The sequence below is a fragment of the Rothia sp. P5764 genome, from assembly GCF_048512965.1.
Lineage (GTDB): Bacteria > Actinomycetota > Actinomycetes > Actinomycetales > Micrococcaceae > Rothia.
Genome location: NZ_JBLXXQ010000001.1, coordinates 249,073 through 274,487 on the forward strand (window position 1 = coordinate 249,073; position 25,415 = coordinate 274,487).

Annotated in this window: 28 protein-coding genes; 9 read left to right on the forward strand and 19 right to left on the reverse strand. The window is 56.2% G+C overall.

Features of this window, described 5'->3' with window-relative positions:
* Positions 1-171 precede the first annotated feature (171 nt).
* The 4 genes from putP (at position 172) to ACN08Y_RS01160 (ending at position 3,515) form a co-directional block, all read left to right on the forward strand.
* The gene (putP, locus tag ACN08Y_RS01145; protein WP_419099211.1) at positions 172-1,671 is read left to right on the forward strand and encodes a sodium/proline symporter PutP; all 1,500 of its coding nucleotides are present in this window, start codon (positions 172-174) and stop codon (positions 1,669-1,671) included.
* Positions 1,672-1,887: 216 nt separating this feature from the next.
* Positions 1,888-2,841: a 1,4-dihydroxy-2-naphthoyl-CoA synthase gene (locus ACN08Y_RS01150; RefSeq protein WP_419111607.1), complete on the forward strand. Its 954-nt coding sequence runs from the start codon at positions 1,888-1,890 to the stop codon at positions 2,839-2,841.
* A gap of 154 nt (positions 2,842-2,995) precedes the next feature.
* Positions 2,996-3,250, forward strand: a complete 255-nt coding sequence (locus ACN08Y_RS01155) for a type II toxin-antitoxin system Phd/YefM family antitoxin (RefSeq protein ID WP_419111608.1) — start codon at positions 2,996-2,998, stop codon at positions 3,248-3,250.
* 7 nt (positions 3,251-3,257) lie between these two features.
* Positions 3,258-3,515, forward strand: a complete 258-nt coding sequence (locus ACN08Y_RS01160; RefSeq protein ID WP_419099208.1) for a Txe/YoeB family addiction module toxin — start codon at positions 3,258-3,260, stop codon at positions 3,513-3,515.
* 281 nt (positions 3,516-3,796) lie between these two features.
* Here ACN08Y_RS01160 and ACN08Y_RS01165 read toward each other — a convergent pair whose 3' ends face one another.
* From ACN08Y_RS01165 to ACN08Y_RS01175, 3 genes are all read right to left on the reverse strand, one after another.
* Positions 3,797-4,090, reverse strand: a complete 294-nt coding sequence (locus tag ACN08Y_RS01165; protein WP_419111609.1) for a hypothetical protein — start codon at positions 4,088-4,090, stop codon at positions 3,797-3,799.
* Positions 4,091-4,482: 392 nt separating this feature from the next.
* The gene (locus ACN08Y_RS01170) at positions 4,483-4,713 is read right to left on the reverse strand and encodes a hypothetical protein (protein WP_419110818.1); all 231 of its coding nucleotides are present in this window, start codon (positions 4,711-4,713) and stop codon (positions 4,483-4,485) included.
* Between the two features lie 2 nt (positions 4,714-4,715).
* The gene (locus ACN08Y_RS01175) at positions 4,716-4,886 is read right to left on the reverse strand and encodes a hypothetical protein (protein ID WP_419111610.1); all 171 of its coding nucleotides are present in this window, start codon (positions 4,884-4,886) and stop codon (positions 4,716-4,718) included.
* A gap of 113 nt (positions 4,887-4,999) precedes the next feature.
* On the opposite strand from ACN08Y_RS01175, the gene ACN08Y_RS01180 reads away from it, so the two are divergent.
* Entirely contained in the window at positions 5,000-6,253 is a 1,254-nt protein-coding gene (locus ACN08Y_RS01180) for an AMP-binding protein (protein WP_419111611.1), read from the forward strand.
* Between the two features lie 87 nt (positions 6,254-6,340).
* The gene (locus ACN08Y_RS01185; RefSeq protein ID WP_419099203.1) at positions 6,341-7,258 is read left to right on the forward strand and encodes a 1,4-dihydroxy-2-naphthoate polyprenyltransferase; all 918 of its coding nucleotides are present in this window, start codon (positions 6,341-6,343) and stop codon (positions 7,256-7,258) included.
* A gap of 86 nt (positions 7,259-7,344) precedes the next feature.
* Here ACN08Y_RS01185 and ACN08Y_RS01190 read toward each other — a convergent pair whose 3' ends face one another.
* On the reverse strand, positions 7,345-7,626 hold the full coding sequence (locus tag ACN08Y_RS01190) for a hypothetical protein (protein ID WP_419099202.1): 282 nt from the start codon (positions 7,624-7,626) through the stop codon (positions 7,345-7,347).
* Between the two features lie 87 nt (positions 7,627-7,713).
* On the opposite strand from ACN08Y_RS01190, the gene ACN08Y_RS01195 reads away from it, so the two are divergent.
* Positions 7,714-8,118 carry a PLD nuclease N-terminal domain-containing protein gene (locus tag ACN08Y_RS01195; RefSeq protein WP_419111612.1) on the forward strand — a complete coding sequence of 135 codons (405 nt, stop codon included), beginning with the start codon at positions 7,714-7,716 and terminating at the stop codon, positions 8,116-8,118.
* Between the two features lie 64 nt (positions 8,119-8,182).
* Here the strand turns inward: ACN08Y_RS01195 and ACN08Y_RS01200 are convergent, their stop codons facing one another.
* From ACN08Y_RS01200 to ACN08Y_RS01255, 12 genes are all read right to left on the reverse strand, one after another.
* Positions 8,183-9,247, reverse strand: a complete 1,065-nt coding sequence (locus ACN08Y_RS01200; RefSeq protein WP_419111613.1) for a hypothetical protein — start codon at positions 9,245-9,247, stop codon at positions 8,183-8,185.
* 19 nt (positions 9,248-9,266) lie between these two features.
* Complete coding sequence (locus ACN08Y_RS01205; RefSeq protein ID WP_419111614.1) at positions 9,267-9,611, reverse strand: PadR family transcriptional regulator; 345 nt, start codon at positions 9,609-9,611, stop codon at positions 9,267-9,269.
* Positions 9,612-9,752: 141 nt separating this feature from the next.
* On the reverse strand, positions 9,753-10,844 hold the full coding sequence (gene ccsB, locus ACN08Y_RS01210; protein WP_419099198.1) for a c-type cytochrome biogenesis protein CcsB: 1,092 nt from the start codon (positions 10,842-10,844) through the stop codon (positions 9,753-9,755).
* Between the two features lie 92 nt (positions 10,845-10,936).
* Positions 10,937-12,538: a cytochrome c biogenesis protein ResB gene (resB, locus tag ACN08Y_RS01215; RefSeq protein WP_419111615.1), complete on the reverse strand. Its 1,602-nt coding sequence runs from the start codon at positions 12,536-12,538 to the stop codon at positions 10,937-10,939.
* Between the two features lie 52 nt (positions 12,539-12,590).
* Positions 12,591-13,343 (reverse strand): cytochrome c biogenesis CcdA family protein, encoded by a 753-nt coding sequence (locus tag ACN08Y_RS01220; protein WP_419099196.1) that lies wholly within the window; start codon positions 13,341-13,343, stop codon positions 12,591-12,593.
* Complete coding sequence (locus ACN08Y_RS01225; protein ID WP_419104745.1) at positions 13,336-13,944, reverse strand: TlpA family protein disulfide reductase; 609 nt, start codon at positions 13,942-13,944, stop codon at positions 13,336-13,338. Before ACN08Y_RS01225 ends, ACN08Y_RS01220 begins: the two co-directional genes overlap by 8 nt.
* A 47-nt stretch (positions 13,945-13,991) precedes the next feature.
* Positions 13,992-14,681, reverse strand: a complete 690-nt coding sequence (locus ACN08Y_RS01230) for a histidine phosphatase family protein (RefSeq protein WP_419099194.1) — start codon at positions 14,679-14,681, stop codon at positions 13,992-13,994.
* A 108-nt stretch (positions 14,682-14,789) separates the two neighbouring features.
* Positions 14,790-15,044: a glutaredoxin family protein gene (locus tag ACN08Y_RS01235; protein WP_419099193.1), complete on the reverse strand. Its 255-nt coding sequence runs from the start codon at positions 15,042-15,044 to the stop codon at positions 14,790-14,792.
* Between the two features lie 89 nt (positions 15,045-15,133).
* A complete protein-coding gene (locus ACN08Y_RS01240) occupies positions 15,134-15,232 on the reverse strand; it encodes a 30S ribosomal protein bS22 (protein WP_005504750.1) in 99 nt (32 codons plus the stop codon).
* Positions 15,233-15,480: 248 nt separating this feature from the next.
* Positions 15,481-17,538, reverse strand: coding sequence for an FCD domain-containing protein (locus ACN08Y_RS01245; RefSeq protein ID WP_419111616.1), 2,058 nt, complete (start codon positions 17,536-17,538; stop codon positions 15,481-15,483).
* Between the two features lie 41 nt (positions 17,539-17,579).
* On the reverse strand, positions 17,580-18,518 hold the full coding sequence (locus ACN08Y_RS01250) for an ArsR/SmtB family transcription factor (RefSeq protein ID WP_419111617.1): 939 nt from the start codon (positions 18,516-18,518) through the stop codon (positions 17,580-17,582).
* 149 nt (positions 18,519-18,667) lie between these two features.
* Entirely contained in the window at positions 18,668-19,819 is a 1,152-nt protein-coding gene (locus tag ACN08Y_RS01255; RefSeq protein ID WP_419104749.1) for an acetoin utilization protein AcuC, read from the reverse strand.
* A 333-nt stretch (positions 19,820-20,152) separates the two neighbouring features.
* Here ACN08Y_RS01255 and ACN08Y_RS01260 point away from each other — a divergent pair, with 333 nt between their 5' ends.
* Both ACN08Y_RS01260 and ACN08Y_RS01265 read left to right on the forward strand, forming a co-directional pair.
* Complete coding sequence (locus ACN08Y_RS01260) at positions 20,153-21,469, forward strand: TrkH family potassium uptake protein (RefSeq protein WP_419099189.1); 1,317 nt, start codon at positions 20,153-20,155, stop codon at positions 21,467-21,469.
* Positions 21,462-22,139: a potassium channel family protein gene (locus ACN08Y_RS01265; protein ID WP_419099188.1), complete on the forward strand. Its 678-nt coding sequence runs from the start codon at positions 21,462-21,464 to the stop codon at positions 22,137-22,139. The genes ACN08Y_RS01260 and ACN08Y_RS01265 overlap by 8 nt, the downstream gene beginning before the upstream one ends.
* A gap of 423 nt (positions 22,140-22,562) precedes the next feature.
* Here ACN08Y_RS01265 and proC read toward each other — a convergent pair whose 3' ends face one another.
* The 3 genes from proC to ACN08Y_RS01280 form a co-directional block, all read right to left on the reverse strand.
* A complete protein-coding gene (gene proC / locus ACN08Y_RS01270; RefSeq protein WP_419099187.1) occupies positions 22,563-23,420 on the reverse strand; it encodes a pyrroline-5-carboxylate reductase in 858 nt (285 codons plus the stop codon).
* A gap of 53 nt (positions 23,421-23,473) precedes the next feature.
* Positions 23,474-24,325 carry a sugar phosphate isomerase/epimerase family protein gene (locus ACN08Y_RS01275; RefSeq protein WP_419111618.1) on the reverse strand — a complete coding sequence of 284 codons (852 nt, stop codon included), beginning with the start codon at positions 24,323-24,325 and terminating at the stop codon, positions 23,474-23,476.
* Positions 24,326-24,398: 73 nt separating this feature from the next.
* On the reverse strand, positions 24,399-25,385 hold the full coding sequence (locus tag ACN08Y_RS01280; RefSeq protein WP_419099185.1) for a Ppx/GppA family phosphatase: 987 nt from the start codon (positions 25,383-25,385) through the stop codon (positions 24,399-24,401).
* Between the last annotated feature and the right edge of the window lie 30 nt (positions 25,386-25,415).

Genomic DNA, 25,415 nt, shown 5'->3' on the forward strand with positions numbered 1-25,415 from the left:
AAAATGACCTATAAGGTGTAAGCTAACCCACAGGCTAAAATCTTAGGTTTGACCTAGCTTCAAGTAACCTCACAAGGGTACTTGTCACCTGACCATACCCACACCAGTGCCCCACCGCCGCCGTAACTATGGCTGGCCTCTATGGGAGCGCGTAACATCCAAGAGGAGCTCATGAGCAACACCACCTACCAGTTGGTGGCCCTGGCCATCTACTTTGCCGCCATGATTGGCATCGGCATCTGGGCCAAAACCAAAAACAACAACCTCGATGACTATGTTCTCGGCGGTCGCTCCCTCTCCCCAACAGCCGCCGCCCTCTCAGCCGGAGCCTCAGACATGTCCGGCTGGCTACTCATGGGACTGCCCGGCGCGCTCTACATCACTGGCCTGGCAGAAGCCTGGATTGCAGTCGGCCTGACCATAGGTGCCTGGCTCAACTGGAAATTTGTTGCTCCCCGTCTGCGGAGCTACACCGAAGTATCGCGGAACTCCGTGACCGTCCCCAGCTTCTTCCATAACCGTCTGCGCGACCCCTACGGGGCCATCCGCATCTTCTCTGCAGTGGTTATCCTGATCTTCTTCACTTTCTACGTGTCCTCTGGCATGGTGGCCGGTGGTGTTTTCTTCCAGTCCACCTTTGGGGGCAACTACCACACCGGCATGGTGCTGGTGGCAGGCATTACCATGCTCTACACGCTCTTTGGTGGCTTCCTGGGTGCCACCTACACCGACATGGTTCAGGGTCTGCTCATGCTCGTAGCGCTCATTGTTCTACCTATCATGGCGCTCTTCTATGTGGGCGGCTTCTCGGGCCTAGAAACCACCATCGAGTCCGTCAATCCCACGGCTCTTTCGCTCTTTGCAGGCACCAGTCTGCTGGGTATTCTCTCCTCCATGGCCTGGGGCCTGGGCTACTTCGGTCAGCCCCACATTATCGTGCGCTTTATGGGTCTGCGCACCGTAGCTGATGCCCGCGCCGGCCGCCGTATCGGAATCTCCTGGATGCTAGCGACAATTATCGGTGCTATGAGCGCCGGTCTGATCGGTATCGCCTACTTTGCCCGTCACCCTGAGGCTCAGCTAACCGACACCAAAAACGCTGAATCAGTCTTTTTGGATATGTCCCAGTATCTCCTGCACCCCCTGCTCGCAGGTTTTGTTTTGGCCGCCGTTCTCGCTGCCATCATGTCTACCCTGTCTTCCCAGCTAGTTGTCTGCTCCTCAGCGCTGGCCGAGGACCTCTACAAGCTCACCAGCAAGGGCAAGGAGCTCTCCGCTTCCAAGGGGCTGTGGCTGGGCCGCGGTGCTGTTTTAGCTGTTGCTCTCATTGCCGCCGCCCTGGCCTGGAACCCGGATTCGTCGGTCCTGTCCCTGGTGTCCTTCGCCTGGGCCGGCTTCGGTGCCGCCTTTGGCCCCATCGTCCTGCTTTGCCTCTACTGGCGTAAGCTGACTGTCGCCGGTGCGGTTGCCGGTATGCTGGCAGGTACAGCAACCGTCTTCATCTGGGGTTACAACGACACCCTCTCCGGTTACATGTATGAGATTGTCCCCGGCTTCCTGATTAACCTGCTCGTGGCCTACCTGATCTCGATAGCCACCTACAAGGGTGACTCCGTTCAGGCCCAGGAAATCAACCAAGAGTTCGACCGCGCCGTGGAACTTACTCGCTAACAAGCGCCTCAGCCAAGAGATAAGACCGCCCCGCTATCTGCCCCAAGGCAAGGATAGCGGGGCGGTTTTATGTCCATTCCTAACAGCAGGTACAGCAGTGGCAAGCGCCCCTCTTGCCCGGCTCGCTCACACCCGCTGGGCAATGTATTCCAGCCCCCAACCAGCTTGCCTGCCACCGTGCGCCTGCTTCTGTACTTGCCTGGGTAAACTGGTGGCATGACTAACCAACTTCCCGCACAAGTTTCCGATATTTTTGACCCCCACTCCTGGCGACTGGTCGAGGGCTTTGAAGACCTTACAGACATCACCTACCACCGGCAGGTAGAACGCAAGACCACCGGCGAAATTGTGCGGGACCTTCCCACCGTACGGATCGCCTTTGACCGCCCCGAGGTCCGCAACGCCTTCCGCCCACACACCGTTGATGAGCTCTACCGGGTACTGGATCACGCCCGCATGACCTCCACCGTGGGCACCGTACTTTTGACCGGCAACGGCCCCTCACCCAAGGACGGCGGCTGGGCCTTCTGCTCCGGCGGGGACCAGCGTATTCGCGGCCGCGATGGCTACCGCTACGCCGAGGGCGAGACTCGCGACTCCATCGACCCTGCCCGCGCGGGCCGCCTGCATATTCTGGAGGTCCAGCGCCTGATTCGTACCATGCCCAAGGTGGTCATTGCCCTGGTCTCCGGCTGGGCGGCAGGAGGTGGACACTCCCTGCACGTGGTCGCGGACCTAACCATTGCCTCCGAGGAGTACGGTAAGTTCAAGCAGACCGACGCAACCGTGGGCTCTTTTGATGCGGGTTACGGCTCGGCACTATTGGCGCGGCAGGTGGGCCAGAAGTTTGCGCGCGAGATTTTCTTCCTGGCCAAGGAGTACGATGCCCAGCGTATGTACGAAATGGGTGCGGTGAACGAGGTAGTGCCGCACGCTGAGTTAGAGCAGAAGGGCCTGGAGTACGCGGCGCATATTGCCCGCCAGTCACCGCAGGCTATCCGTATGCTCAAGTTCGCCTTTAACCTGCCCGACGACGGCATGGTGGGGCAGCAGGTCTTCGCCGGTGAGGCAACCCGCATGGCTTACATGACCGATGAGGCGGTAGAGGGCCGCGATGCCTTCTTAGAGAAGCGCGATCCTGACTGGGAAAGCTACCCCTACTACTTCTAGGATTCTCTTCCCCAGCGGTTTTACCCAGATGCGGGGTTTCCTGTCGAATGCGCGGCTTTCTCGCGCAGTTGGAAGGAAACCCCGTATTTCTTTGCGCACTTTACCTTGTCGAATAGGCTCAGCATAGGTACAGTTTCCTGTACAGGAGGATTTTATGAAAACTATGACCTACACAGAATCACGTTCTAGATACGCCCAGGTACTTGATTCTGTGGTTGATGACCGTGAAGAAGTAATCATTACCCGCGCTGGGCGCGAACCTGCCGTAATTCTTTCCCTGGCCGAGTACGAGTCTCTCAAGGAAACAGCTTATCTTTTGCGTTCCCCCGCCAATGCACGCCGCTTACTTAACTCAATTGAGGAGCTTGAGTCTGGTGACGGCAAAACTCATACCCTTGCAGAAGGTTAGCGAGCCTATGAAACTGTTGTGGAGTGAGAGCGCCTGGGAAGATTACCTGTGGTGGCAGGCCCAGGACCGTAGGGTGCTTAAACGGATCAACGCCTTGCTCAAAGATATTCAGCGCAATGGCAATGAGGGCATTGGCAAGCCGGAAGCTCTGCGCAATAATCTTTCGGGGTACTGGTCCCGCAGAATCACAGAGGAGCACAGGCTGGTTTATAAAATCGTTGACGACACCATCAGAATCGCGGCAGTCAGGTACCACTACGAATAGCCTCAACGAAAAATCAGATGGACGCACCAAAACTCGGCTTTTACAAGGCAGTGGATAGATTCAAACCTCTAGGATTCGGGGAGAACTTGAAGTTATTTTCGACAGTGGCAGAGGGATGAGGGTCAAATTGCTTTTCCCAGGTACAGGAAATTATCGAGCAACGAAGTATAGTTAAAGTTAAAAAATATCAAACTTTAATTTCTGATGATTACCTGCGCTCCTGGTAAAACCCAGAGAATCAAGCTTGCTACAGCTTAGGTCGCCCAAAAACCTACGTAAGTTTAAGATCCACATTGATTATCTCCAGCTAGCTTGTTTATCGACTCTAAAACATGGTCATTAACAACGAAGTTTAAAAATTTTGAAAACTGAATCTGTATTTCATTCAGGTCTTCCTCAAGCCGTTCAACACAGGAAGTCCTTTCATCATATACAATTTCTAGTGCCGATTTGAAGTCACTCCAATTTGCTGCACCATCATCTTTCAAGCCCTCCATTTTTTCAAGAAGTAAATTTTCTTCATTAAAATTACTCATTTTTAAAAAAATAATAGAATGACTCAAAAGAGGTGGCACACTTACTCCCTACATGTTTAAGGGCAGATATATCAAAACCGTTTCCAACCAGAAACACAATTCGATTATCAATTTCATTTCCCACCAGGCCCTCCTAGAAATACCGGCATTCAATAATTATGTGATATAAATTCAAACCATTAAACCCCTGGAGATAAAGCAGTATTTGCTGTTGGCCCAGGCTCCTTTTCTTAGGAGCACAGAGTTGGGGGTACAAGCATCTATCGGGTGCAGGGATGCCCTTTGCTTATGTTTTGAGGCTCCCGAGCAAGGATTATTCCCTTATCATCAAGAATGCGCTCACGTATTTTCGCTGTATTCCTTCCACCTGCGCGGTTTCTCTCGCGCAACTGAAAGGGGGCCCCCGCATGTCGGTCAGCAAGAGGCAACAGCTACTCTGCCTCTTGCCCACCCTGAGCGCGGCGGCGGTCGATGGCCTGTTCTTCAAATTCCAGCTCAATGACGCGCAGCTTATTCTTGCGCACCCAAGTCAAGAGCACCACAATGGAGAAAACAAAAAGAGTCAGCACTGCCACCAGGTAGACCAGGCCAACAATAGTGATAACCAGTTCACCAGTAGTGGGTGCCAGCGGGTTAGCCCCGTCTGCAAGAATCAGGCTCATGGCTACTTACCTCCCCTAGCATCAAGGTCCTGTCCCAAGCCCAGGCGCTTACGAATTACCCGGATCTCAGCTTTGTTCTTCTTGTGGAAAACCAGCATGGCCCAAAAGACCAACCCAAAGAACGCTAGCTGGATTAGCAAGGCAAAGACCTCACCAGCACCAATAGAAAACACCTATTTCCCTTTCTTCTACCAGGGGCCACCCCTAGCATTACTGTTACCCACAACACTATCAAGCGGATTGGGCTAAGAGCCACTCACCGCCCAGGCGTAAACTGGAGAACATCATGCACACACACCAGCTCACCCCCCTACCCGCACCGCCCCTACCCAGCCCGGGCTCCGCCGTCATGGTGGATGGGGCACCAATCGGTGCAGTAGAGGAACAGGTGGAGCGTTCCCTGGCCCTCTTTGGTAGGGCCTTTAGGCAGGTTGATGAAAACCCCACCACTCCGGCGCTTGTCGTAGCCACCAGCGGCTCTACCGGTCGGCCTAAAAAGATTGTGCTCTGCGCAGGTGCCCTCCAGGCTTCTGCCGACGCAACCAGCAGGGTAACCGACTGCAGTTCAGCCCAGTGGCTCCTAGCTCTACCGGTCCACTATGTTGCCGGTGCCCAGGTGCTAGCCCGCTCAGTGCTGGCAGGTACCCGGCCCGTACTCACCCGTTCCATTGCTGAGGGAACCAGCTTTAGTGCCCGCGACTTTGTAGATAGTGCAGAGCGGCTCACTGCCCGCGAGCGGCTGGTATCCCTCGTGCCGACCCAGCTCCACCGGCTGCTTGAAACACCGGATGTCGCCCTGCGCCAGGCCGCAGTGGACGCCCTGCGTTCCTTCTCGGCTGTTCTGCTCGGCGGTGCCCCCTCCAGCGCCCAGCTGATCGCGACGGCCCGGCAACTGCATCTGCCCGTTATCAGAACCTACGGTTCAGCCGAAACAGCCGGGGGCTGCGTCTACGAGGCTACCCCCCTGCCCGGTGTGTGCGTGCAGATAGAGCCGGCGGAAGATACCAGCGCACCCGGCAGAATCTGGTTGGGCGGGCCGACCATTGCCAGCGGCTACGCGCAGGACCCCCAGCGCACAGCCGCACACTTTTTCATCGACCCCAGCGGCACCCGCTGGTACCGCACCGACGACCTCGGTAGTTTTGATGCCGCCACCGGCAGGCTCACCGTGCAGGGGCGAAGCGACGATGTGCTCATCTCCGGTGGTATCAAGACAAGTGCCCGGCAGGTGGCCACCGCTCTCGAAAGCCACCCGCTCGTTCAGGAGGCCCTGGTCTTTGGGCTCCCCGATCCTCGGTGGGGTCAGGTTATTTCCGCCGCCGTGACCCTAGCCGGAGCAAACGATTCAGCCGCCAACCACCGGCCTGAAAACCTGGACAGCGAACTGATGGAGTGGGTTGCCCACCAGCTGGGCCCGGCCTCAGCCCCCAAGCTCATTGACTTCTTCCCGCAAGGCTTCCCTATCCTCAGCACGGGCAAACCCGACCGGAAAACAGTCAAGGACAACCTGGCCACGCGGTGGGCCTCACGCACCGGCTAAACCCCTAGCCCAGTAAAAAGTGGGATAATGGGGTGTTTATGTGGGCTATCCCCGCCAATTACCCCGATAAAGTACAAGGAGCAAGCAGTGGCAACAGTTGCACAGTGGATTGAAGGAGCGCGCCTACGCACCCTCCCCCTGGCCGCCGCACCCATCATTGCTGGCTCCGCCGCCGCCTACGAAGTCAAGGAGTTCAGGCCAGAACGGGCTCTACTGGCCTTTCTGGTGGCCTTTTTCTTGCAGGTGGGAGTCAACTACGCCAACGACTACTCCGACGGCGTTAAAGGAACAGACGAGGTGCGCGTTGGCCCCCTGCGCCTGGTCGGATCGGGAGTTGCCAAGCCCTACCAGGTCAAGCTGGCGGCCTTCCTCTGCTTCGGTCTTGCCGGGCTGAGCGGCCTGGGGCTGATCATGCTCTCCCAGCAGTGGTGGTTCCTGGCCATCGGTGCTTCTGCGGTACTGGCGGCCTGGGGTTATACCGGCGGCAAGCACCCCTACGGCTACCTGGGTCTAGGCGATATCTTTGTCTTTATCTACTTTGGTTTGGTCGCTACCCTGGGTACGATGTTCACCCAAACTGCCCAGCTTACTCTCACCGCCTGGGTTTGTGCCGTGGCTATGGGGCTCTTCTCCTGCGCCCTGCTCATGGCCAATAATGTCCGTGATATACCCACCGACATTGAGGCCGGCAAGAGGACCCTGGCTGTCCGCCTGGGGGACAGGGTTTCACGCTTGACCTACACAGCGGAGATGGCCCTGGGCTTAGGTTTAACTGTTCTGCTGGTCCCCAGTAATCCCTGGTTTGTTCTCACCTTTATTTTGATTGGCCCGGTCGTTCATTCCTGCCTGGTAGTGCTCTCCGGTGCCCTGGGGCTGCAGCTCATTCCCGTGCTCAAGCAGGCGGGCTTTATAGCCCTCTGCTACTCAATTTTTATTGCCCTAGCGGTGATACTCCACCCCTTAGAGATCTTCGCGGAGCGGGCTACGGTCTTTACCGGTTACTAAAGCCAGCTGGTGATTCAGAGCCCGCATAAGATAAGTACCCCATCAACGCATCAGGGACGCCCCGGTGGAGCGTCCCTGATAGTGTTTTAGAGGCTCTGATGTGAGCGGTTAGCCTCGTCAATTTGGTCTTCGACGGCCTGATCTTCTTCAGCGATAGTAGTCTTCTCACGGGGCTTGCGCTTGAGCAGACGGTTAAAATCGCCAGCGGCGGCAACATGCAGGCGGGGGAAGGCAAGGTAGCAGATTGCGAACCCAATGATGACACCGCAGATAGCGGAGAGGTAAAGGCCCGCCCCAATATAGTAGGCGGCGAAGAAAGCTAAAGCCGCAAGACTGAGTCGGAGCAAGGAGTACTTGAAAAAATTCACTCCCCCAGTCTACCCTGCCCGGTCGGTTTACCTCGCTATCAGCGCACAAACTCATCTAGCGGGCTGGAACGTGCCACACTAGAAGGTATGGGTAGAGCTATTTTGATTATTGGCGGTGCCGCACTGCTAGTGGGTGTGTGGATTTTTTCTATTCTGGATGCCGCTCAGAGCGACCGGGGCCTGGTAAGGACCCTACCTAAGGGGGCCTGGCTGGTTGTTTTGATTCTGTTCCCCTTACTGGGGTCTGTGCTCTGGTTCTGGTTGGGCAGGCCGCCTAAATCACGGTACGGCTCTTTCGGCGCGCCTGTTGAGAAACCGGTGGTAGCCCCCGATGACGACCCCGAGTATCTTCGTTTTCTTGAAGCTAGGGCCAGACGAGAGAAGCAGGACCGCGAGCGCAAAGGGCTGAAGAACCCTGCTGACACTGAGCGGGCTGACCCTCAAGATCCCGAGGACCCCGACCATAAGCCAGAAGATGGCAGTTCCTCATAAACCTGAGCCCCCGTAGCAGTCGCTACGGGGGCCTCATTTTTACCGGTTTTCTAGGCTTGATTTTCTAGGCCAGGGGCTTCTGGGCCTTATGGTAGGCGCGCCAGCTTTTACGGGCCTCCGTGACCAGCAGTATCACGAGCAGGAATAGGATGGGTAGTTTCCAGCTAAGAGCCTGTGGGTCATTGACGGCAAAAGCGCTGTAGGCCCAAAAGCAGCAGGCCCCTAGGCTAAGCGAGGCTCTCAGGAGGTTGCGGTAGGGCGGGACCTTGCCTTGCCCGGCCAGTGAGCGGGCATAGGTAACGGGATCACCAAACTCTTCTAGGGCACTACTTTGGCTGAAGGCTAGGTGTTCTCTCACGCGGTAGGCTTCTTCGCGGGCACGGGCTTCGGTCATATCGCCCCGGGATCGCAGTTCCTGGATGAGAACGGATAGCCAGGTAGCTTCATCACCGGGCACCAACTCCTGTGCTTTGTGCGGTGAGGGCTCTGGGAGGTATTTGAAGGCTAAGGCTCCCAGTAGACCGAGAACAGCTGCAATCAGTAGGAGCCACCAGGGGGAATAGCGGGTGCTGGTAGCACCGAGCAACCCAAAGACGCTCGCCGTTGCCCCAGAGCCAAGGAGCGTGAAGAGAGCACAGGCTGTAAGAGCCTTGACAAACCCCCAGCGCCTGTTGGCCCGCTGGTAGAGGGAACCTACCCCTAGGGTAAGGAAAGCCAGAAGCAGGGGGGCCGCTAGCATCCCTATTTTGGGGTCGGCCTGGCGGTCGCTCGGTAGCGCTAAGACCAGCAGGAAGAGAAGAGAGTAGAAGGCCCCCAGGCACAAACCTAAGCCAATAAATTCTTTCAGGCCTAGGGGTGTGTCTTCAAGAAAGACCTGGGTTCCCTTGTCGCGCCAGAGCGCAATTTTGTGGGCGGCCCATTCCTGCGGCGGGCCGTAAAGTTGGGCTGGGCTTTGCCCGGTTGCCTCTACCTGCCGGATAACGCCCCGCACTGCGCTTTCGCTGGTTACGGCTTTGACGGAGTTGGTGGCTAGGGTGGCGAAGGCGGCCTGTACCCAGTCGGTATCTTCAGACAGATCACTAATCTGCCTGATCTCTTCGGTCAGTCTTTCGTAGGGGGTCCTTGTCATAGCTCCTCCTTAAAATCTTTCAGCCAGTGGTGGCAAGAGCGACAGGCAGAGCACCCAGTTGCTGGGCCAGTTCCGCCAGCCGGCTGCGTTGGGCTTCTAGATGGCGGTGACCGGCACCCGTAATGGCGTAGAGCCTGCGGGCGGGCCCCTTCTCGCCCTGAGTCCAGCTAGTAGTGACAAAGCCTGCGTCTTCTAATTTGGAGAGAGCTGGGTAGAGGGAACCGCCCTTAAGCTTGCCGTACCCCCACTGCTCGAGGTGTTGGGCCAGGCCGTACCCATGGGCTGGTGCGACTTCAAGGCAGGCCAGGATGGCCAGGGGCAGGGTGGCTCTGATCAGAGCCTGGGGGTACATGCTGTTTGCCATAGTCCGCTCCTTTCATCACTAAGTAGAACATGTACCTAGATAGATTTCAAGAGTTACCCTGGGAACCCACAAAAAAGCCGGCCTCTTCCCTGCCCATCAGCAGAGAAGAGACCGGCGCTGAGCACCTAGCCCTAGGAGCGCTTACAGACCCGAGTAAGAGTGCAGGCCAGAGAAGAACACGTTCACCACGGTGAAGTTGAAGATAATGCAGAGATAGCCAGCAATAGAGAGCCAGGCGGACGGCGGGCCAGACCAACCCCGGGTTGCACGGGCGTGCAGGTAGGCCGCGTAAACAACCCAAATAATAAAGGTCCAGACTTCCTTGGTGTCCCAGCCCCAGTAACGGCCCCAGGCCTTTTCAGCCCAGATAGCACCAGCAGCTAGAGTAAAGGTCCACATCGCAAAACCCACGGTATTCAAGCGGAAAGCAAAGTTTTCCAGCGCGGTAGCCGAGGGAATCAACCGCATAAAGCCCATACGGGTCAATGAGGTGTCCTGGTCGGCCAAAATCTGACGCTCACGGGCCGTCTGCACAAGCTGAAGAACGGCCATGGCAAAAGTGATGGTAAAGACCGCAGAGGCCAGCACCGCAATAGAAACGTGAATAACCAGCCAGTAGCTTTGCAGGGCGGGCTTAAGCTGGCCCACCGGTGTATTAAAGCCCATAGTGGCCGCTGTCATCATCACGAGGGCCAGCCCCGAAACCAGGGTGCCCACAAAACGTAGGTCACGGAAAACCAGGAACACCAGGAACACAGCAGTCACCAGGAAAGCACCGGTAGTGCAAAACTCGTACATGTTGCCCCAGGGAACCCGGTGGGCAGCCAAACCACGGGTCACCACACCAGCAGCGTGAACAAGGCAGCCCAGCACCATGATAGCTACCGCAGCACGCGCAGCCGGACGACGCTCACCGCTACCATAGCGCATATCCGAATCTGCCACATGGGCGGAAATCTTAGCGGCGGCCACACGCTGGTAGCCCATACCACGAGCACCGGTTCCTTGCTCGGTACTGCTGATAACTGCAGCAGGCACCGAAGCGGACTTGCCGCCCACGCCTGCTCCCACAAGTTCCTTCTTGGACTCCTGGGCGGCTTCAAGCCGTTTGGTAATGCGCGAGTTAGCGGCAACATCCCAGCTGAAGGCAATGAAAGCAAACATGTAGGTAAGCGCCGCAAGGTACATAAAGAGTTCACTCCAGCGGGCGAACGTTTCGTTAATTTCTGGCATAGGCTTCTCGATTCAAAAGGTGCTACAAGCAGGGTTAGGAGGCCGAGGCCTGTATGGGGCGGCGCACCTGCTGAGCCGGTGTGCACGGGTGGTTATGCTTCATCAAATTCTAGTCCCCATCGCTCAGCGAGCAAGTCCGTGAGCTTATCTGCTTCTAGGCTTAGACGGGGGTCTTCGCCACGAGCCAGCAGGGCATACTCGACCGTGAGTGCGCGCTCCGCGCCCTCCCCTGTTTCACGGGCCCGCACCCAAACACGGCGGCGAGCCACAAAGAGCGAAATAATCAGGCCCGCAAAGAGCAGGATAAAGGATGCCAGTGCTAGCGGGCGGCCCGGATCCGAGCGGATTTCTAAGCCAGCGTACCGCTTGACGCCCAGGAACTCGACAGTGCCGTGTCCATCGGGCATGGTGGCTTTGGTATTGCTTGCATCAAGGACGATACCGTTGCCCTGGGCCATGGTGTTCAGCCCGGTTAGGCTTTCAAGGTCAAGCACATAGACATTCTGGGGCGCCCCCTTATCGAGCCCCAGGTCACCGGTGTAGCTTTGAAGAACCAGCATGGGGTTATAGAGGTCTGAGTCGATTGAGGTCGGTGCGGCCCCGGTAGTTCGTTCGCCGGTAGGCAGGAACATACCCACAAAGCCCAGCTGGTCGGGGCTCGCGTCGGGAACCTTAAGAACCACCGATGACAGGTAGCTCTTACCCGCCGGTAGGCCTACCACGGGGCCTTCAAAAGCTACGGTACCGTCGTCATTGCTTATTTTGATGACGGGAGCATAGCCGTTTCCCAGCAGGTAGATGCTAGTGCCCTCAAAGTAGATAGGTTCATTGACCTTGAGGGTCTGCTGGCGGCTTTCCCCCTTGGAATCAGTGAGAGTGAACTCGGCAGAGTAGTCAATATCGTCCCCGTAGGTGGGTGAACCTTTCTGCCGGTCGTACTCTACCGTCATGGTATCCATGGTCGCGGCGTAGGGGACCAGCCAGTCGGGGTTGTAGTTTGTACCGGGGCTGAATGAGTCGTAGCTCATCAGGGAGTTCACAAAAGTTTCGTCTTCCGCAACAATCTTTTGGCCGCTGTAGCCAAAGAGGGAGCCAACAGCAACGGCGACCAGCACCCCCATCATGGCCAGGTGGAAGAGGATATTGCCAAGTTCGCGTAGATAGCCACGTTCAGCCGCTACATTGACAGCGTCTGCTTCCTGGCGGATCTCTACCCGGTAGCGGCGCTTCCTGAGGATAGCGGCAGCGTCTTCAATGGCTTGCTGGGCTGTGAGCCCTTCGGTGCCCTCGCCCAGGGGAATCATGAGGGTACGGTGCTGGGGTAGGCGGTTAAAGTTCTTGGGCGTGCGCGCAGGAGCAGAGCGCATCGAGCGGAAGTGTTTGAGAGCGCGAGGGATAACGCACCCAATCAGCGAGATAAAGAGCAGAATGTAGATAGAGGCGAACCAGACTGAAGAAAAGACATCGAAGAGCTGGAGCTTATCGGCAATAGGGCCCCACGTCTCGTGCGCTTTGATGTAGTCATTGACCTTTGCAGGGTCCTGAATACGCTGGGGAAAGACCGAGCCGGGCACAGCGGCAACAGCCAGCATGAGCAGCAAGAAGAGCGCGGTGTTCATCTTGGTGAGCTGCGTCCAGGCCCAGCGGAGCATTTCTAGCGGCCCGAGTGCCGCCGCGTCTTGAGTCTCAGCCATGATTTCCTTGAGTAATGAGTGCGGGTATTTGTGTGGTGGTGAGTACCGATACTTAGATAGGGAGCTGGTAGACCGGAACCGTAGCTTGGAACCAGGACATCATGGAGGTCCAGGCTCCCGTGGCTAGCAGAATACCGATAAGGATCAGCATGGCCCCGCCCAGTTTCTGCAGGAGTAGGCGGTGGCGGCGTGCCCACCCCAGGGTGTTAACACCCCTGCTGATCCCCAGGGCTACCAGCAGGAAGGGAATACCCAGCCCTAGGCAGTAGGCCAGCGTCAGAAGAATAGCTTTAGTATTACCTGACCCGCCGGTGTAGACAAGGGTTTGGACGGCGGCAAAGGTGGGGCCGATGCAGGGAGCCCACCCCAAGCCAAAAGTCATCCCCAGAATCGGTGCTCCCCACAGCCCTGCCGGTGGTTTTGCCTCGATTTTTCGGTCCTTCTGGAAAAAGTTGAAGCGCCCCATAAAAATCAGGCCCATCAGAATGACCAGGGCTCCCAGGAGCACATCAACCCAGCGCTGACCGCGTAGCCAGGGGGCGGCACCCAGTTGAGCGAGTACCACCGACATCAGCACGAAAATTAGAGAGAAGCCGAACACGAATAGGCTAATCCCAACCAACATGCGGATGGTTCGGTGGCGGGCACTCATCTGGCCACCCGATAGGCCCGTAACGTAGCCAACATAGCCGGGTACCAGCGGTAGCACACAGGGCGAGGCAAAGGACACCAGGCCGGCTAAAGCCGCCAGGGGCAGAGCCAGCCATAGTGAGCCATCAAGAACTATTTGGCCGTAGTTAGGCACTGATTTGGTCTTCGAGCAGGGTTTTGAGAACCGATTTATCAATCTGCCCTAAGATGCGGGCGGCTACACGCCCTTCGGCATCGAGCACAACAGTAGTGGGCACGGCCTGAGCAGGAACATACTTGCTCATGGCAAGGAGCACCTTGCCGTTCAGATCCCTAAAGGAGGGATAGGCAACCCCGAATTTTTTCTCGAAGGCTTCAGCGGTGCCTTTTTCATCGCGCACGTTAGCACCGTAGAAGATAACTTTCTGGCCATAGCTCTCATGAAGCTCGTTGAGCCAGGGAGCTTCAGCGCGGCAGGGCGCACACCCTGCGTACCAGAAATTGATCAGGACCGGCTTACCGCGCAGTTCTGATGCTCGAACAACCGAACCATCAAACAGCTCACCCTCAAATTCAACGGGTTGCCCCCGCTCCCCCTGCGCGTATTCGGTGACGCTACCATCACCGGCAATATATCCCTTAGCGTCCCCCGCATCAGCCTGGGATGCCAGAGAATCTTGGCCTTGCGAGCAGGCAGATAGAAGCCCCACAGTGCCCAGAGCAAAGAGCCCCAGAGCCTGCTTACGGCTCACTCGTAGGTCAGAAGGAGTCAACATAAAAAGGGGTCTTTCGAGTCAGAGGGTGTGAGGATGCAACTGGGCTATTATGACCCGGGTAACTGAATAACACCTGAGTACAGCTCCGCAGCAGGCTCAACATAAGAGAGTTTTGGCTTGCCAGGAGCAAAAATATTCTTGAACTTAAGGCTGGTAATGGAAGCCAAATTACACTGGCGTGCGCGGGGGTCATGCGGTAGCAGACCACCCTCCACCGAGGTGCGGGCCATCCAGATGGGGAGCTGGTGGGACACAATGATTGCCTCGGCGCCATCACCCCCCAGCTCATAGGCTGTGCGTGCGGCGTCCTTAATGGCCTCTGCCATACGGGCAACCTGTTCCCTGTAGGGCTCACCCCAGGAAGGACGCAGGGGGTTCACCAGGTGCTTCCAGTGTGAGGGGTTCCCCAGCAGCTCCTGCTTATTGACATGCAGGCCCTCAAAGTAGTTATCGGCTTCAATCACACGTTCATCGGGCTGAGCGGTCAAGCCCAGGAGCTCTTCAATCGGTGCGGCAGATTCCCGGGTGCGGGTGAGCGGCGAACAGACCAGGTGCACGATATTGGCCCCGGCATCGGAGCGGCGCTTAAACTCTTCAGCGCTCAGACCCACCATTTTCTGCCCGGTCTCGGACAGGTGGTAGTTGGGTAGGCGCCCGTACACAATACGATCCGGATTGTGCACTTCGCCGTGGCGCATCAGGTGGACAGTAACAGTAGCCTGTTGTGGTGTGCTCATATACCTAGTCTCTCAGACGCGGCCAACAAGCGCTAACCCGACCTGAAGAGCCCGGGTATCTCTTGGCCACCACTGTGGTCTGTCAGGGCTTTGCCTGGCCCAACGTTTTTAGCCAGCCAGTTTTTTCTCCAGCAGGCGAGCAAGACGCTTGGTGTTGATTTGCCAGAAGTCCTTAACCTCCCCGTCCACCCGCAAGACCGGAATCTCGGTACGGTACCGCTCCAAAAGGTCGGGGTCATCCTCAACGTTAATCTCGGTAAAACTCAGGTCAAAGCCTGAGACAACCTCCTGGGTTGCCTGCCGGGCAGATTCGCACAGGTGGCACCCTGGCTTGGTCAGAAGTTCAATAAGCGGTGTGGCCATAGTCTTTACTCTATCGCGCCAGCGCCTCTCGCCACACTTTAAAGAGCGTGAGCCCCGCACCCAAAGGTGCGAGGCTCACGGTGAAGAATTTACTTCTTATTGCGGCGCTGGTGGCGAGTCTTACGGAGAAGCTTGCGGTGCTTCTTCTTCGACATACGCTTGCGGCGCTTCTTGATAACTGAACCCATAGGATTCACCTCACTTATTAAATAGAGTGGTTGATACCCGGCCGACACCACCTGATAGTTCAGGTGTGTACGGTAGCTATCCGGGGGTTATACCGGTATAAACGCTCCCTTACACACGCTTTTGGGCACAAAAATACCCTCCGCGTGAAAAAACGCTCTCTGTCAAGAGTACAGGTAAACAGGACGTTCCGAGGCCCGTTCACCCTCAAGTGAGAACATTTTCTCGTTGCATTTCCCACACTGAGCCTTTAGCGGCGGTTTTTCTTAGATTTCTTTTTACCCTTTTTCTGGCTCAGGATACTCCCGGCAGACGCAGCAGTACCCGGCTCAGTAGGTTGGCCAGTCTGTGCCGGTAGGGGCTCCTCGGCCTGGCCGTTCTTAACCTGCGAGGTCTCATCCTGCCAGGGAGCGCTCTTGTGCAGGTCCTCATCCTCCCAATCAGAGTAGTCGGCTGCACCGTCATCCTCGGCAAGGGGGTCGATGTACTCATACCCCTCAAACGAATTGGTTTCAGGCTCATCAGATATATGCAGGGTATCGTCCACATCGCGGGAAGGCTCTGCGGGCACAGCCGACCTGACCGGAGATTTCATCTGCTTAAAACCAAAGTAGTTAACGATATCGAAGAGCTTCTTAGAAGCTACCCTGCTGGGGTGTTTCGGCTCAGATGCGGCGATTTCTCTTGCAGGCGCAGGTGACTCCATGACCTGAGCTTCAGGTGCATGAGCGACCTGCCCAGTCTCACGAGCAGGTGCGGCCCCTGATTCCCTAGGGTTGGCCTCAGTACGACGAGCTAGCTTCTTGGCAGCAGCCAGACGAGCTTCTTCGTTTTTGAGCTTCTCTTCAAGGTCTTCTACCGGAACCCTCTGGACCGGAGCCGATACCTGCTCAGTAACTACAAGAGGTTTGTCTTCTTGGCCGACCGGTTGCCAGTCAATGAGGCGCCGGACCGGGACCGGCTTGGGCGAGGTCTGGCGCGGTGGAATCACCGTTGCACGAACAACGGGGCTGACGGTACCGCGACGCTTACGCGTAGCGCTACCGGTTGGTACAGCCCGCTCTTCTGCCAGCGCGATGGGCTCAGGACGCTCGGGCTGCTGGTCAGGCTGTTCAGATACAGCAGGTTCACGGGACTTCTCTTCCTCGCTATCCAGCACAAGATCAGGCTCAGGAGTTTCTGCGGCCTTAGCTTGCGGCTCCTTTTCCGAACGCTCTGCCGGTTCTTGGCCCTTGGGCTCTACAAGAGCCTGGGCGCTCTCAGCTTCAGCAGTATCTTTGCTAGCTTGAGGGGTCGCATCAGTCAGGACCTCCTGTGCAGTCACAGCTTCGGCTACTTCGGGAGCATCTTCTACAGGGGCCTCCTCCAGCGGAGCTTCCGGCGCGGTTTGCACAGGCGAGGCGGTAACCGGTTCGGGCGCAGGCTGTTCTTTGCTCTTCTCTAGGACAGACCGCGCAGGCGAAACAGAAGACTTAATGGGCTGAATCGTTGCCAGAGCCTCAAAGAGGTCTGGCTCAATTGCACCACCCCACTGCTCCGGCAGGAGCCCCTTGGCATCAATATCCACGGGTTCCAGAGTGAACTGAGGGTCCTCATCCTCCTGCCCCATGTCCTCTGGCAGATCAAGCCGGTGACCTGCCTCAGCAAAACGCTCATGCAGGTTAGCTCGCAACAGGGTCTGAGCAAGTGCAGGATCACCAGAACGAGCCGCATCGACAATGGCACGGTACTCCATACGCAAACGAGCCGATGTCGCACTCCACAGAGGAACCCGGTTAACAAGCTCAAACCGCGCTTCAATCATGGCATCGCGCAGCGTAGCCAACAGGGCAGAGACCAGGGCGTTACCCGACAAACGACCCAGCTGAATATGAAAATCAGCCTCAAGGTCGTGGAAATCGCTGAGACTGGTAGCGGCATCCTGCATGGCCCCGACAATCCGGTCAAGTTCGGGGAAGGCAGACTGGTCAAAAGACGGCCCGGCCAAGGCGTAGCTTTCCAGGAGTAGGCAGGTGTTTAACAGGTCCTGGCGCGGGGCTCGTGAGCTGGCCAAGTAGAGGCCGATGGCAGGGCCAGCCGATGATGCCGGCTCACGCAAGAGAACGCTGATGATGCTCTTCTTGCGCCCCTCATAAAGCCTTAGCACCCCGATTTCTTCGCAGTGCTTAAGGCTTTCACGCATCAGATTTTGGCTAAGACCCACCTCGCGGGCCAGCACTCTGTCATCGGGTAGTTCATCTCCCAGATGCAGGTTTTGGTTAATCAGTTCATTCTCAATCCAGTCGAGAAACTGCTGATGGTGTGCCATATAGGGTTGTGTTTTCTCTCAGGTAGGGGTCTATGGAGTGATTAGCGCGCGCTGCGACGGCCCCAGCGAGCCAGCTTTGACAGCAGACCGCCTTCTTCAGCGGCTTCTGCTGCCTGCGCCTCTGTGATAGATGCGCGTTCCTGCGATTCCGCTACAGCAGCCTCAGCCTGGGCATCAATATCAGTCTCAAGCTTTGAAAGAGCAGGCTGAGCTTGGGAGAGGCCTTGGGGAACAAGCGGATTCTCGCCTGGAGAAACCTGTTCGTCTTCAGAATCTAAGGTGAGGTTCTGAGCCATCAGCTTAAGCTGAAGAGTTGCCTCAGTTTCAAGGTCTTCTGCAGCAAATGTGTTATCTAATGTTGCAGATAGAGCCTTGGTACTTTCTGCTTTCTGCCTGGAGAATACCTGTTCCTTATCAATAATCCCGTCAGCTCGCTCACCGGTGTACCGGTCAAGGACCGGGGTGAAAGCAGTCAAAGGAGTAATCAAAATACCGGCATTCCTAGGGTGAGGAACAAGGGGGGTATCAACCTGTTCCTGGGTAACTTCAGCAGTCACGGGGGGCTCTTCTTCGGCTTCTTCTGGCTCGCTACTTGTAGCAAGCGGGCTAACCTTTGTTTCGAGGGATGGGGGGCTGGCCGTGCTGACCTGCTGGTCTGCAGGGTGAGCCCTTTCGTCCTGGGGGGTGGGAACAGTTTGGGACTCTCCTGTTTGGAGAGCAGGGGCATCGATGAGGGTCTGAGCCCAATCAGTGATAGTAAGGAGGGGCGCTGGGGTAATTGAATAGAAACGCTTCTGACCTACGGCCTCGGTTTCGACAAGACCGGCAGTTCGTAGGACTTTAAGGTGTTTAGAAACAGTTGGTTGGCTAACGCCAAGCTCCTCGACCAGTTCACCCACAGCCAATCGCTCGACAGCAAGTGCCTGAAGAATGTGTCGCCGGGTCGAGTCAGCGATAACAGCAAAAACGTCATCTTTCATACTGACATCATATACGTATATATACCCACAATTGCATGTTTTACCAACAGAAGGGGGGACATGCCTGCACCTTATTGAAGCGGAGGGACTTTTACCCAAAGGGTAATACTTAGCTATTCTAGCTTACCCTGCCACACCAGAAATATTGACTAGTCATACCAGGGATCCAGACCCCACAGTGGAAAAACCTCCTTGCGGGTGGCCATAATTGAGCGGTCGATACCGCTTGCAGGGTCAAACCCGACCTCCCACGAAGACCACCACAAATCCACTGGGTCCCCCAAGATAGTGGGCACTTTCGTCCCGTAGCGCTCCAACATATATTTTTGCCAGGATTTCGGAGTGGGTATATTCACATCGAGAGGCTGACCCGCGGCAACAGCAATAAGGTGGCTCCAGGAACGGGGTACAGCGTTATAAATCGAGTAGCCCCCTCCCCCGGTAGCTATCCATCGGCCCTCACACAGCTCATCGGCAAGCAAAGAAATATGGGCGGCAATCTCACGCTGACCGTTAATGCTGACCTTCAGGTGCGACATGTCATCGTCCATGTGTGAGTCGCAGCCGTGTTGGCTAACAATGACCTCTGGCTGAAACTCCCGTAAGACGCTGGGGACGATTGCGTCGAAGGCTCGGAGCCAGCCAGAATCAGCAGTTCCTTCGGGTAGGGCAATATTTACCGAGGTTCCCGCCGCAAGGCCCTCCGGCCCCACCTCGTTTGCAAACCCGGTGCCAGGAAAGAGCGTCATGCCACTCTCATGCAGAGAGATAGTCATAACGTTGGGATTATCCCAAAAGATGCTCTGAGTACCGTCCCCGTGGTGGGCATCCACATCGATGTAGGCAACTTTTGAAACACCCTGTTCCAGCAGGTGGCCGATACCTACAGCGCAGTCGTTATAGATGCAGAACCCGCTCGCCTGATCCCGCGAAGCGTGGTGCATACCGCCACCAAAATTAACCGCATGTTTTACAGCACCAGTCAAGATGGCCTCTGCCGCCTGAAAAGTTCCACCAGCCAGCCGGGCACTTGCTTCGTGCACCCCCTCAAAACCAGGGGTATCTTCCGTCCCCAAACCACAGTTTGCAATGGTAAGACTCGGGTCAGCACTAATCTTCTGAACCGCATCAATATAGGAGTAATCATGCGCTAACATGAGCTGGTGAACGTTAGCCATCTCTGGCTCTTCGAGCTGGATTTGCGGCAGGTCAAAGATTCCCAATGCGCGAGCTAGGGATGCCGTGGCATCGAGCCTGGAAGGGTGCATAGGGTGATAGTCGCCAAAATAGTAGTTAGCCATGTGGGGACTCCACAAGACTCGCAGGTCAGTTGGCGTCAGACTATCGGTTGCTGCCACGAGCACTACCCCCTAAAGGTTATTTAAGTCACATTTCTCATTAAACACTCTAAACCCCATCGACAGCGGAGCCTACCGATATGACACGCACACTAGGCTAGAAAGAGAGGTGAACCAATGAACAAAATCGTGCGCCAGCCCCCGAAACCCGAGGACCATAGCACCCTCTTCAAAATCAAGGAAAGAGTCCCTCAAACAGTCATGAAAGAGGCTGACCAAGATGCCCACCCTCTCCAAACTCTCTTATATAGATTTCGCGAGCTAGTAGATCAAAGTGTGGGAAATTCCTCCTCCCGCATAGCTATTGCAGCCTTTGTCCTGGTCATTTCCGCCTTATCCTTGCTCCTTTACACCCCCTGGGCCTCCCAGGACGGCCACTCAGTAGCCCTCCATGATGCGGTTTTCACGGCAACTAGTGCTGTGACCGTTACCGGTCTTACCACTGTCTCCACGGCTGACCAATGGAGCACTTTTGGGCACCTCGTTATTCTCGTCGGCGCACAGGTCGGGGGCCTGGGGACCCTCACATTCACCTCTATCCTGGCTCTGATCGTTGGCAAGAAACTTGGATTACGCTCAAAAATCATCGCTCAGGAAACCCTCAACATTGGCCGTTTGGGTGAAGTAGGCTCAGTCCTACGCACAGTAGCCTTCACCTCTATCACCATCGAAGCCTTTATTGCCGCAACCCTTATTCCCCGCTTCATATTTTTGGGCGAGCCCCTGAGCCAAGCCACCTGGCACGGGGTCTTCTACGCGATCTCGGCCTTTAACAATGCAGGCTTCACCCCTCACACAGATGGCCTTGTACCCTATAGCCATGATCTGTGGGTCATTACCCCCATAGCCTTAGGGGTCTTTATCGGCTCCCTGGGCTTCCCAGTCATCCTGGCCCTGCGCAAGAGCCTGCACTACCGGGGGTGGAACCTCAACGCCAAGCTCACCCTGCTGGGTACCTTCCTGCTCTTTATGATGGGTTCCCTAGCCTGGCTGGTTCTTGAATGGAACAACCCCAAAACTATCGGGAGCATGACCCTGGCCGATAAGCTACTGAACGGAATATTTGCTTCTGTCATGACCCGCTCTGGAGGCTTCAACCTCGTAGAGATGTCAGACATGAACCCGGTGACAATGCTCCTGACCGATGTACTGATGTTTGTTGGCGGAGGCTCAGCATCAACCGCTGGTGGTATCAAGGTCACTACCCTGGCCGTAGTTTTTCTAGCCATTTTGGCCGAGGCCCGTGGTGATCAGTTCGTTGTAGCTTTCAGAAGAACCATCCCTGACGCTGTACTACGCATCGCAATTACGGTCATCATGATGAGTTCTGTCTTTGTACTCCTGGGGACTGCCGCTATTATGCTGATCAGCGGAGCCAGCCTGGATAAGTCACTCTTTGAGGTTATCTCCGCTTACGCCACCTGTGGTCTTTCAAGCGGGCTCTCACCTGATTTGCCAGCGGCAGGGGCCTACGTCCTTTCCCTGCTGATGCTGATTGGCAGAGTCGGTACCGTCACCGTGGCAACGGGGCTGGCTCTACGTTCCCGCCGCCGTCTATACAAGTTCCCCGAAGAAAGGCCCATCATTGGCTAAGAAAGAGTCTCGCACAACCCACAGCGCCCCGGTTCTAGTAATCGGGCTTGGCCGCTTTGGGTCAGCTACCGCTGCACAGCTCGTCCACCAGAATAAGGAGGTTCTGGCTGTTGAAAAGGATTCCGCACTGGTTCAGAAGTGGGCAGGTGAGCTGACCCATGTGGTCGAAGCAGATGCAACAGATATCAACGCCTTACGCCAGCTAGGTGCTCAGGACTTTAGCTCTGCTGTGGTTGGCGTAGGGACCTCGGTTGAGGCCTCTGTGCTCATCACAGCTAACCTAGTGGACCTAGGGATTGAACGCATCTGGGCCAAGGCGATTACGCCCTCCCACGGCAAAATTCTATCCCGTATTGGAGCACACCGGGTTGTTTACCCAGAGTCAGACGCCGGCGTCCGTGCCGCCCACCTGGTCTCCGGTCGCTTGCTTGATTTTATTGAGTTTGACGATGATTTCGCCATCGTCAAAATGTACCCACCTAAAGAAACCCACGGCTTCACCCTGGCAGAATCAGACGTTAGGTCGAAATACGGTGTAACAATCGTGGGTGTAAAATCCCCCGGCGAAGAGATTACCCATGCAACCCCCACAACAAAAGTCTCTTCACGAGATTTACTTATTGTCTCTGGGCAAGTAGATCTTATTCAGCGTTTTGCCTCAAGGCCCTAAATTCTCCACCCAAAGGTTGCCCTGACTAGGATTCAATAAACCTCAACCTAATATGTATATTGAGCTAATTTCTGAAAATTTTTCTGTTTTTTCTAGGACGACAAGGTGCATAATCCTACGAACTAGCCTATAGTTATAAATACCTCTAAAGGTGCGAGTGATTACTGAACGGTCCGCGAACCCGTTCAAGTAGCTAGAGACCTGATCTCTATGGTGGTTCCCCCTAATGCCACCGAGTTCAGGTTGAAGGCATTCTCCATCCGCCAGATCCCTACTGGTGGGTAGAGAGCTAAAGGCCAGTCCGGTTCCCTACGGACTGGCCTTTTAGTTTGCCCCCAAGTAGTTTCGCTACCCTCAAGGCTGAATTCTTGTTATAGAACTTGGTAGCACAGTATGCTCTTATGCTCAAACAGTCTTTAGGTGCTAGTGATCCTTGCTCCCGCCGCAGAATTCAGCGGTCATCTCATCATTGCGCTGAACACAAGCCCGCATAGCCGCCTCAGTTAGTTCAAAGAGACCACCCTCAGTAAAGGTCCGGATAGCCCTGTCTGTGGTCCCCTTGGGACTGGTGACGGCCTGGCGCAGTGACTCGGGATCAGGGTCAGCCTCCAAGAGATAGCCCGCACCCGCCACGGTTGCCGCGGCTAGCGCTGTGGCTGTTTGCTCATCAAGGCCTAACTTCACACCGGCGGCGGCCATTGTCTCGGCTAGTAAGAAAGCATAGGCAGGCCCAGAACCAGACACAGCGGTGACAGCACCCATCTGTTCCTCTCCAACCTCAAAGACCTGCCCTGCTGCCGCCAAGATATTGGCCGCTACCTCCTGCTGGCTAGCACTTACTGACGCACCCACCGAGATAGCAAGAACCCCCTTGCCCACACGTGAAGGAGTGTTTGGCATGCAACGGATAACAGGTTGTCCCTCAGGCAGTGCTGCTGTCAGGGCATCGAGGGTGATACCTGCGGCCACCGATACCACAAGGGTGCTGGGGTCCAGTACCGGGGCGATCTGCCGGGCAAGGTCAAGAATAGCGTAGGGTTTGACGCCCAAAAGCACAAGGTCTGCACCCTGGACAGCCCGCAGGTTTGCTTCGGGCTCTGTCTCGTTTGCCAGTACCAGGACTTCTGAGCCTCGCTCCCCCAGTTTCTTCTTAAGGGGCTCGACGCTAGCTACGGAGCCGACAGTAGCGCGAAGTGTTGCAGGATCAGCTCCACCGGCAAGCAAGCCTGAGGCAATTGCCCCGTTCATGGAACCCGTTCCCAAAAAAGCTACAGTAGTCATGGTAGATGTTGTCCTATCGGTAGGGATCAAAGAGAAAGCCTGCACGAGGCAGGTTAGCGGGCCAGGTGGGTACGCGCAAACTGAAGCGTCTCGTAGAGCCACTCGTCACGCTCAGCCGCGCCCTTGGCCTTGCGGGTCGATACCTCGGCACACACCACGCCCGCAAAGTCGGTCGTCGCAAGGTACTGTAGCGTCTCAGCAACAGGCTGACTACCGTGCCCCGGCACCAAGTGCTCATCCATGAGCTTATCGCCAGAACCATCGGTCAGATGAAGGTGCCCCAGGCGAGAGCCAATCCGTTTAACGGCCTCTAAGGAGTCATCATTGGCAGCTGCCGCATGGGAGAAGTCCCAGGTAATCCATTCATAGTCAAAGCGAGAGGGCTCCCAGTGCGGGGCGTACATCTCGATCGCTTTCCCTTTGAATGACCAGGGGTACATGTTTTCTACCGCGATTTTAACGCCCTCATGTTCAGAGATTTCGCGGACACCGGCCACAAAGTTCTTGGCGTAGGTCTTCTGCCATCGGAAAGGTGGGTGAGCAACGATCACGTCAGCTCCTACAGCCTTGGTCATTTTGGCAGCCATCTGCATCTTGTTCCAGGCCCGGCCCCACACCTGCTGGGTCAGCAAGAGAGTCGGTGCATGAATAGCAGAAATTGGAATCTGGTACTCCTGCACCAGGTTCAGCAGGTCGTAGGGCTCCTGACTCAGAGCGGTGTGAGTAATCATGACCTCAACACTGTCGTAGCCAAGATCAACAGCCGTTGAAAAGGTCTCGTGCACCCCCAGAGGAAAAAGGCAGGAGGTCGAAAGCGCCACAGGAATCTGAGGTCGCCGCCCTTCTATTTCCGTAGTAACAATAGCAGGCTCAGCAGAAGCTGGGTTGAGCTGGGAGTCAGTCATAACAAGCACCGTTCATCTACAAACCGGCTTACCTAGAAAGGAAAGTTTCTACCGGTCAGCAGGATATCAGAGTCTAATTACGGACGAATTCTTCAAGTGAGCGGGGGTCAAGCATGGAGTAAGAACCCTGCTGGGCTAGGTAGTTCATGCGGCGCAGGATCAGGCCCTCACGCAAAGCCCAGGGGCTGACCCGCATAACTCCTACGCCAAAAACATCCATAGCCGTCTCAGCTGCAATAGCGCCAGCAAGCATCTGCTCAGCGCGCACCTCGGACACCCCCGGCAAGTCCACCCGCTCAGACGGTGCCATGGCCTCCATACGACGGGTCCACAAGCGCAGGTCTTCTAAACGCATTTCACGCTTAACATAGGGGCCAGCAGAATACGGGGCAGCACCGCAAATACGGGCCAGGGAGCGGAAAGTCTTAGAGGTACCCACCACCATGTTGGGCTCACCGTAGGCAAGGAGCTGGGTGGCAACAGGCTCTAGGGTTTCACGCACATACTTACGGAGTTTCTTAATTTCCTTGGGTGAAGGGATCTCCGAGCTAAACCAGTCCCCGGTCAGGCGGGTAGCGCCCAGGGGCACCGAGATAGCGTCATCGGGGTAGGCATCCATGCCGGTAGAGAACTCAAAGGAGCCACCGCCAATATCAAAGTTGAGGATACGGCCAGCACCCCACCCCTGCCAGTGGCGCACCGCGTGATAGGTAATCGCAGCTTCCTGGTCACCGGTAATCTCGGTCAGGTTCACCCCGGTGGCATTCTGCACGTGCTGAAGGACCGCAGGGCCGTTTTTGGACTCACGAATAGCGCTGGTAGCAAAAGCTAAAAGGTCCTCAGCTCCCTGCTCGATAGCATAAAGCACAGCGCTCTTGACAAAGGCTGTCAGCCGGTCGCGGCCCTCGTCGGTGATCTTCCCATCCGCATCAATGTAGCGCACCAGTTGGAGGGGCTCCTTATGGGCATCGGTATAGGCTTCGGGGCGCGAACCCAGCTGCCCCTCGATCAAGAGCAGGTGGCCGGTATTTGAGCCGATATCAAGCACGCCGAGTCGCATGGTTCCCCCAGGATAGGTGAAAAGAATAAG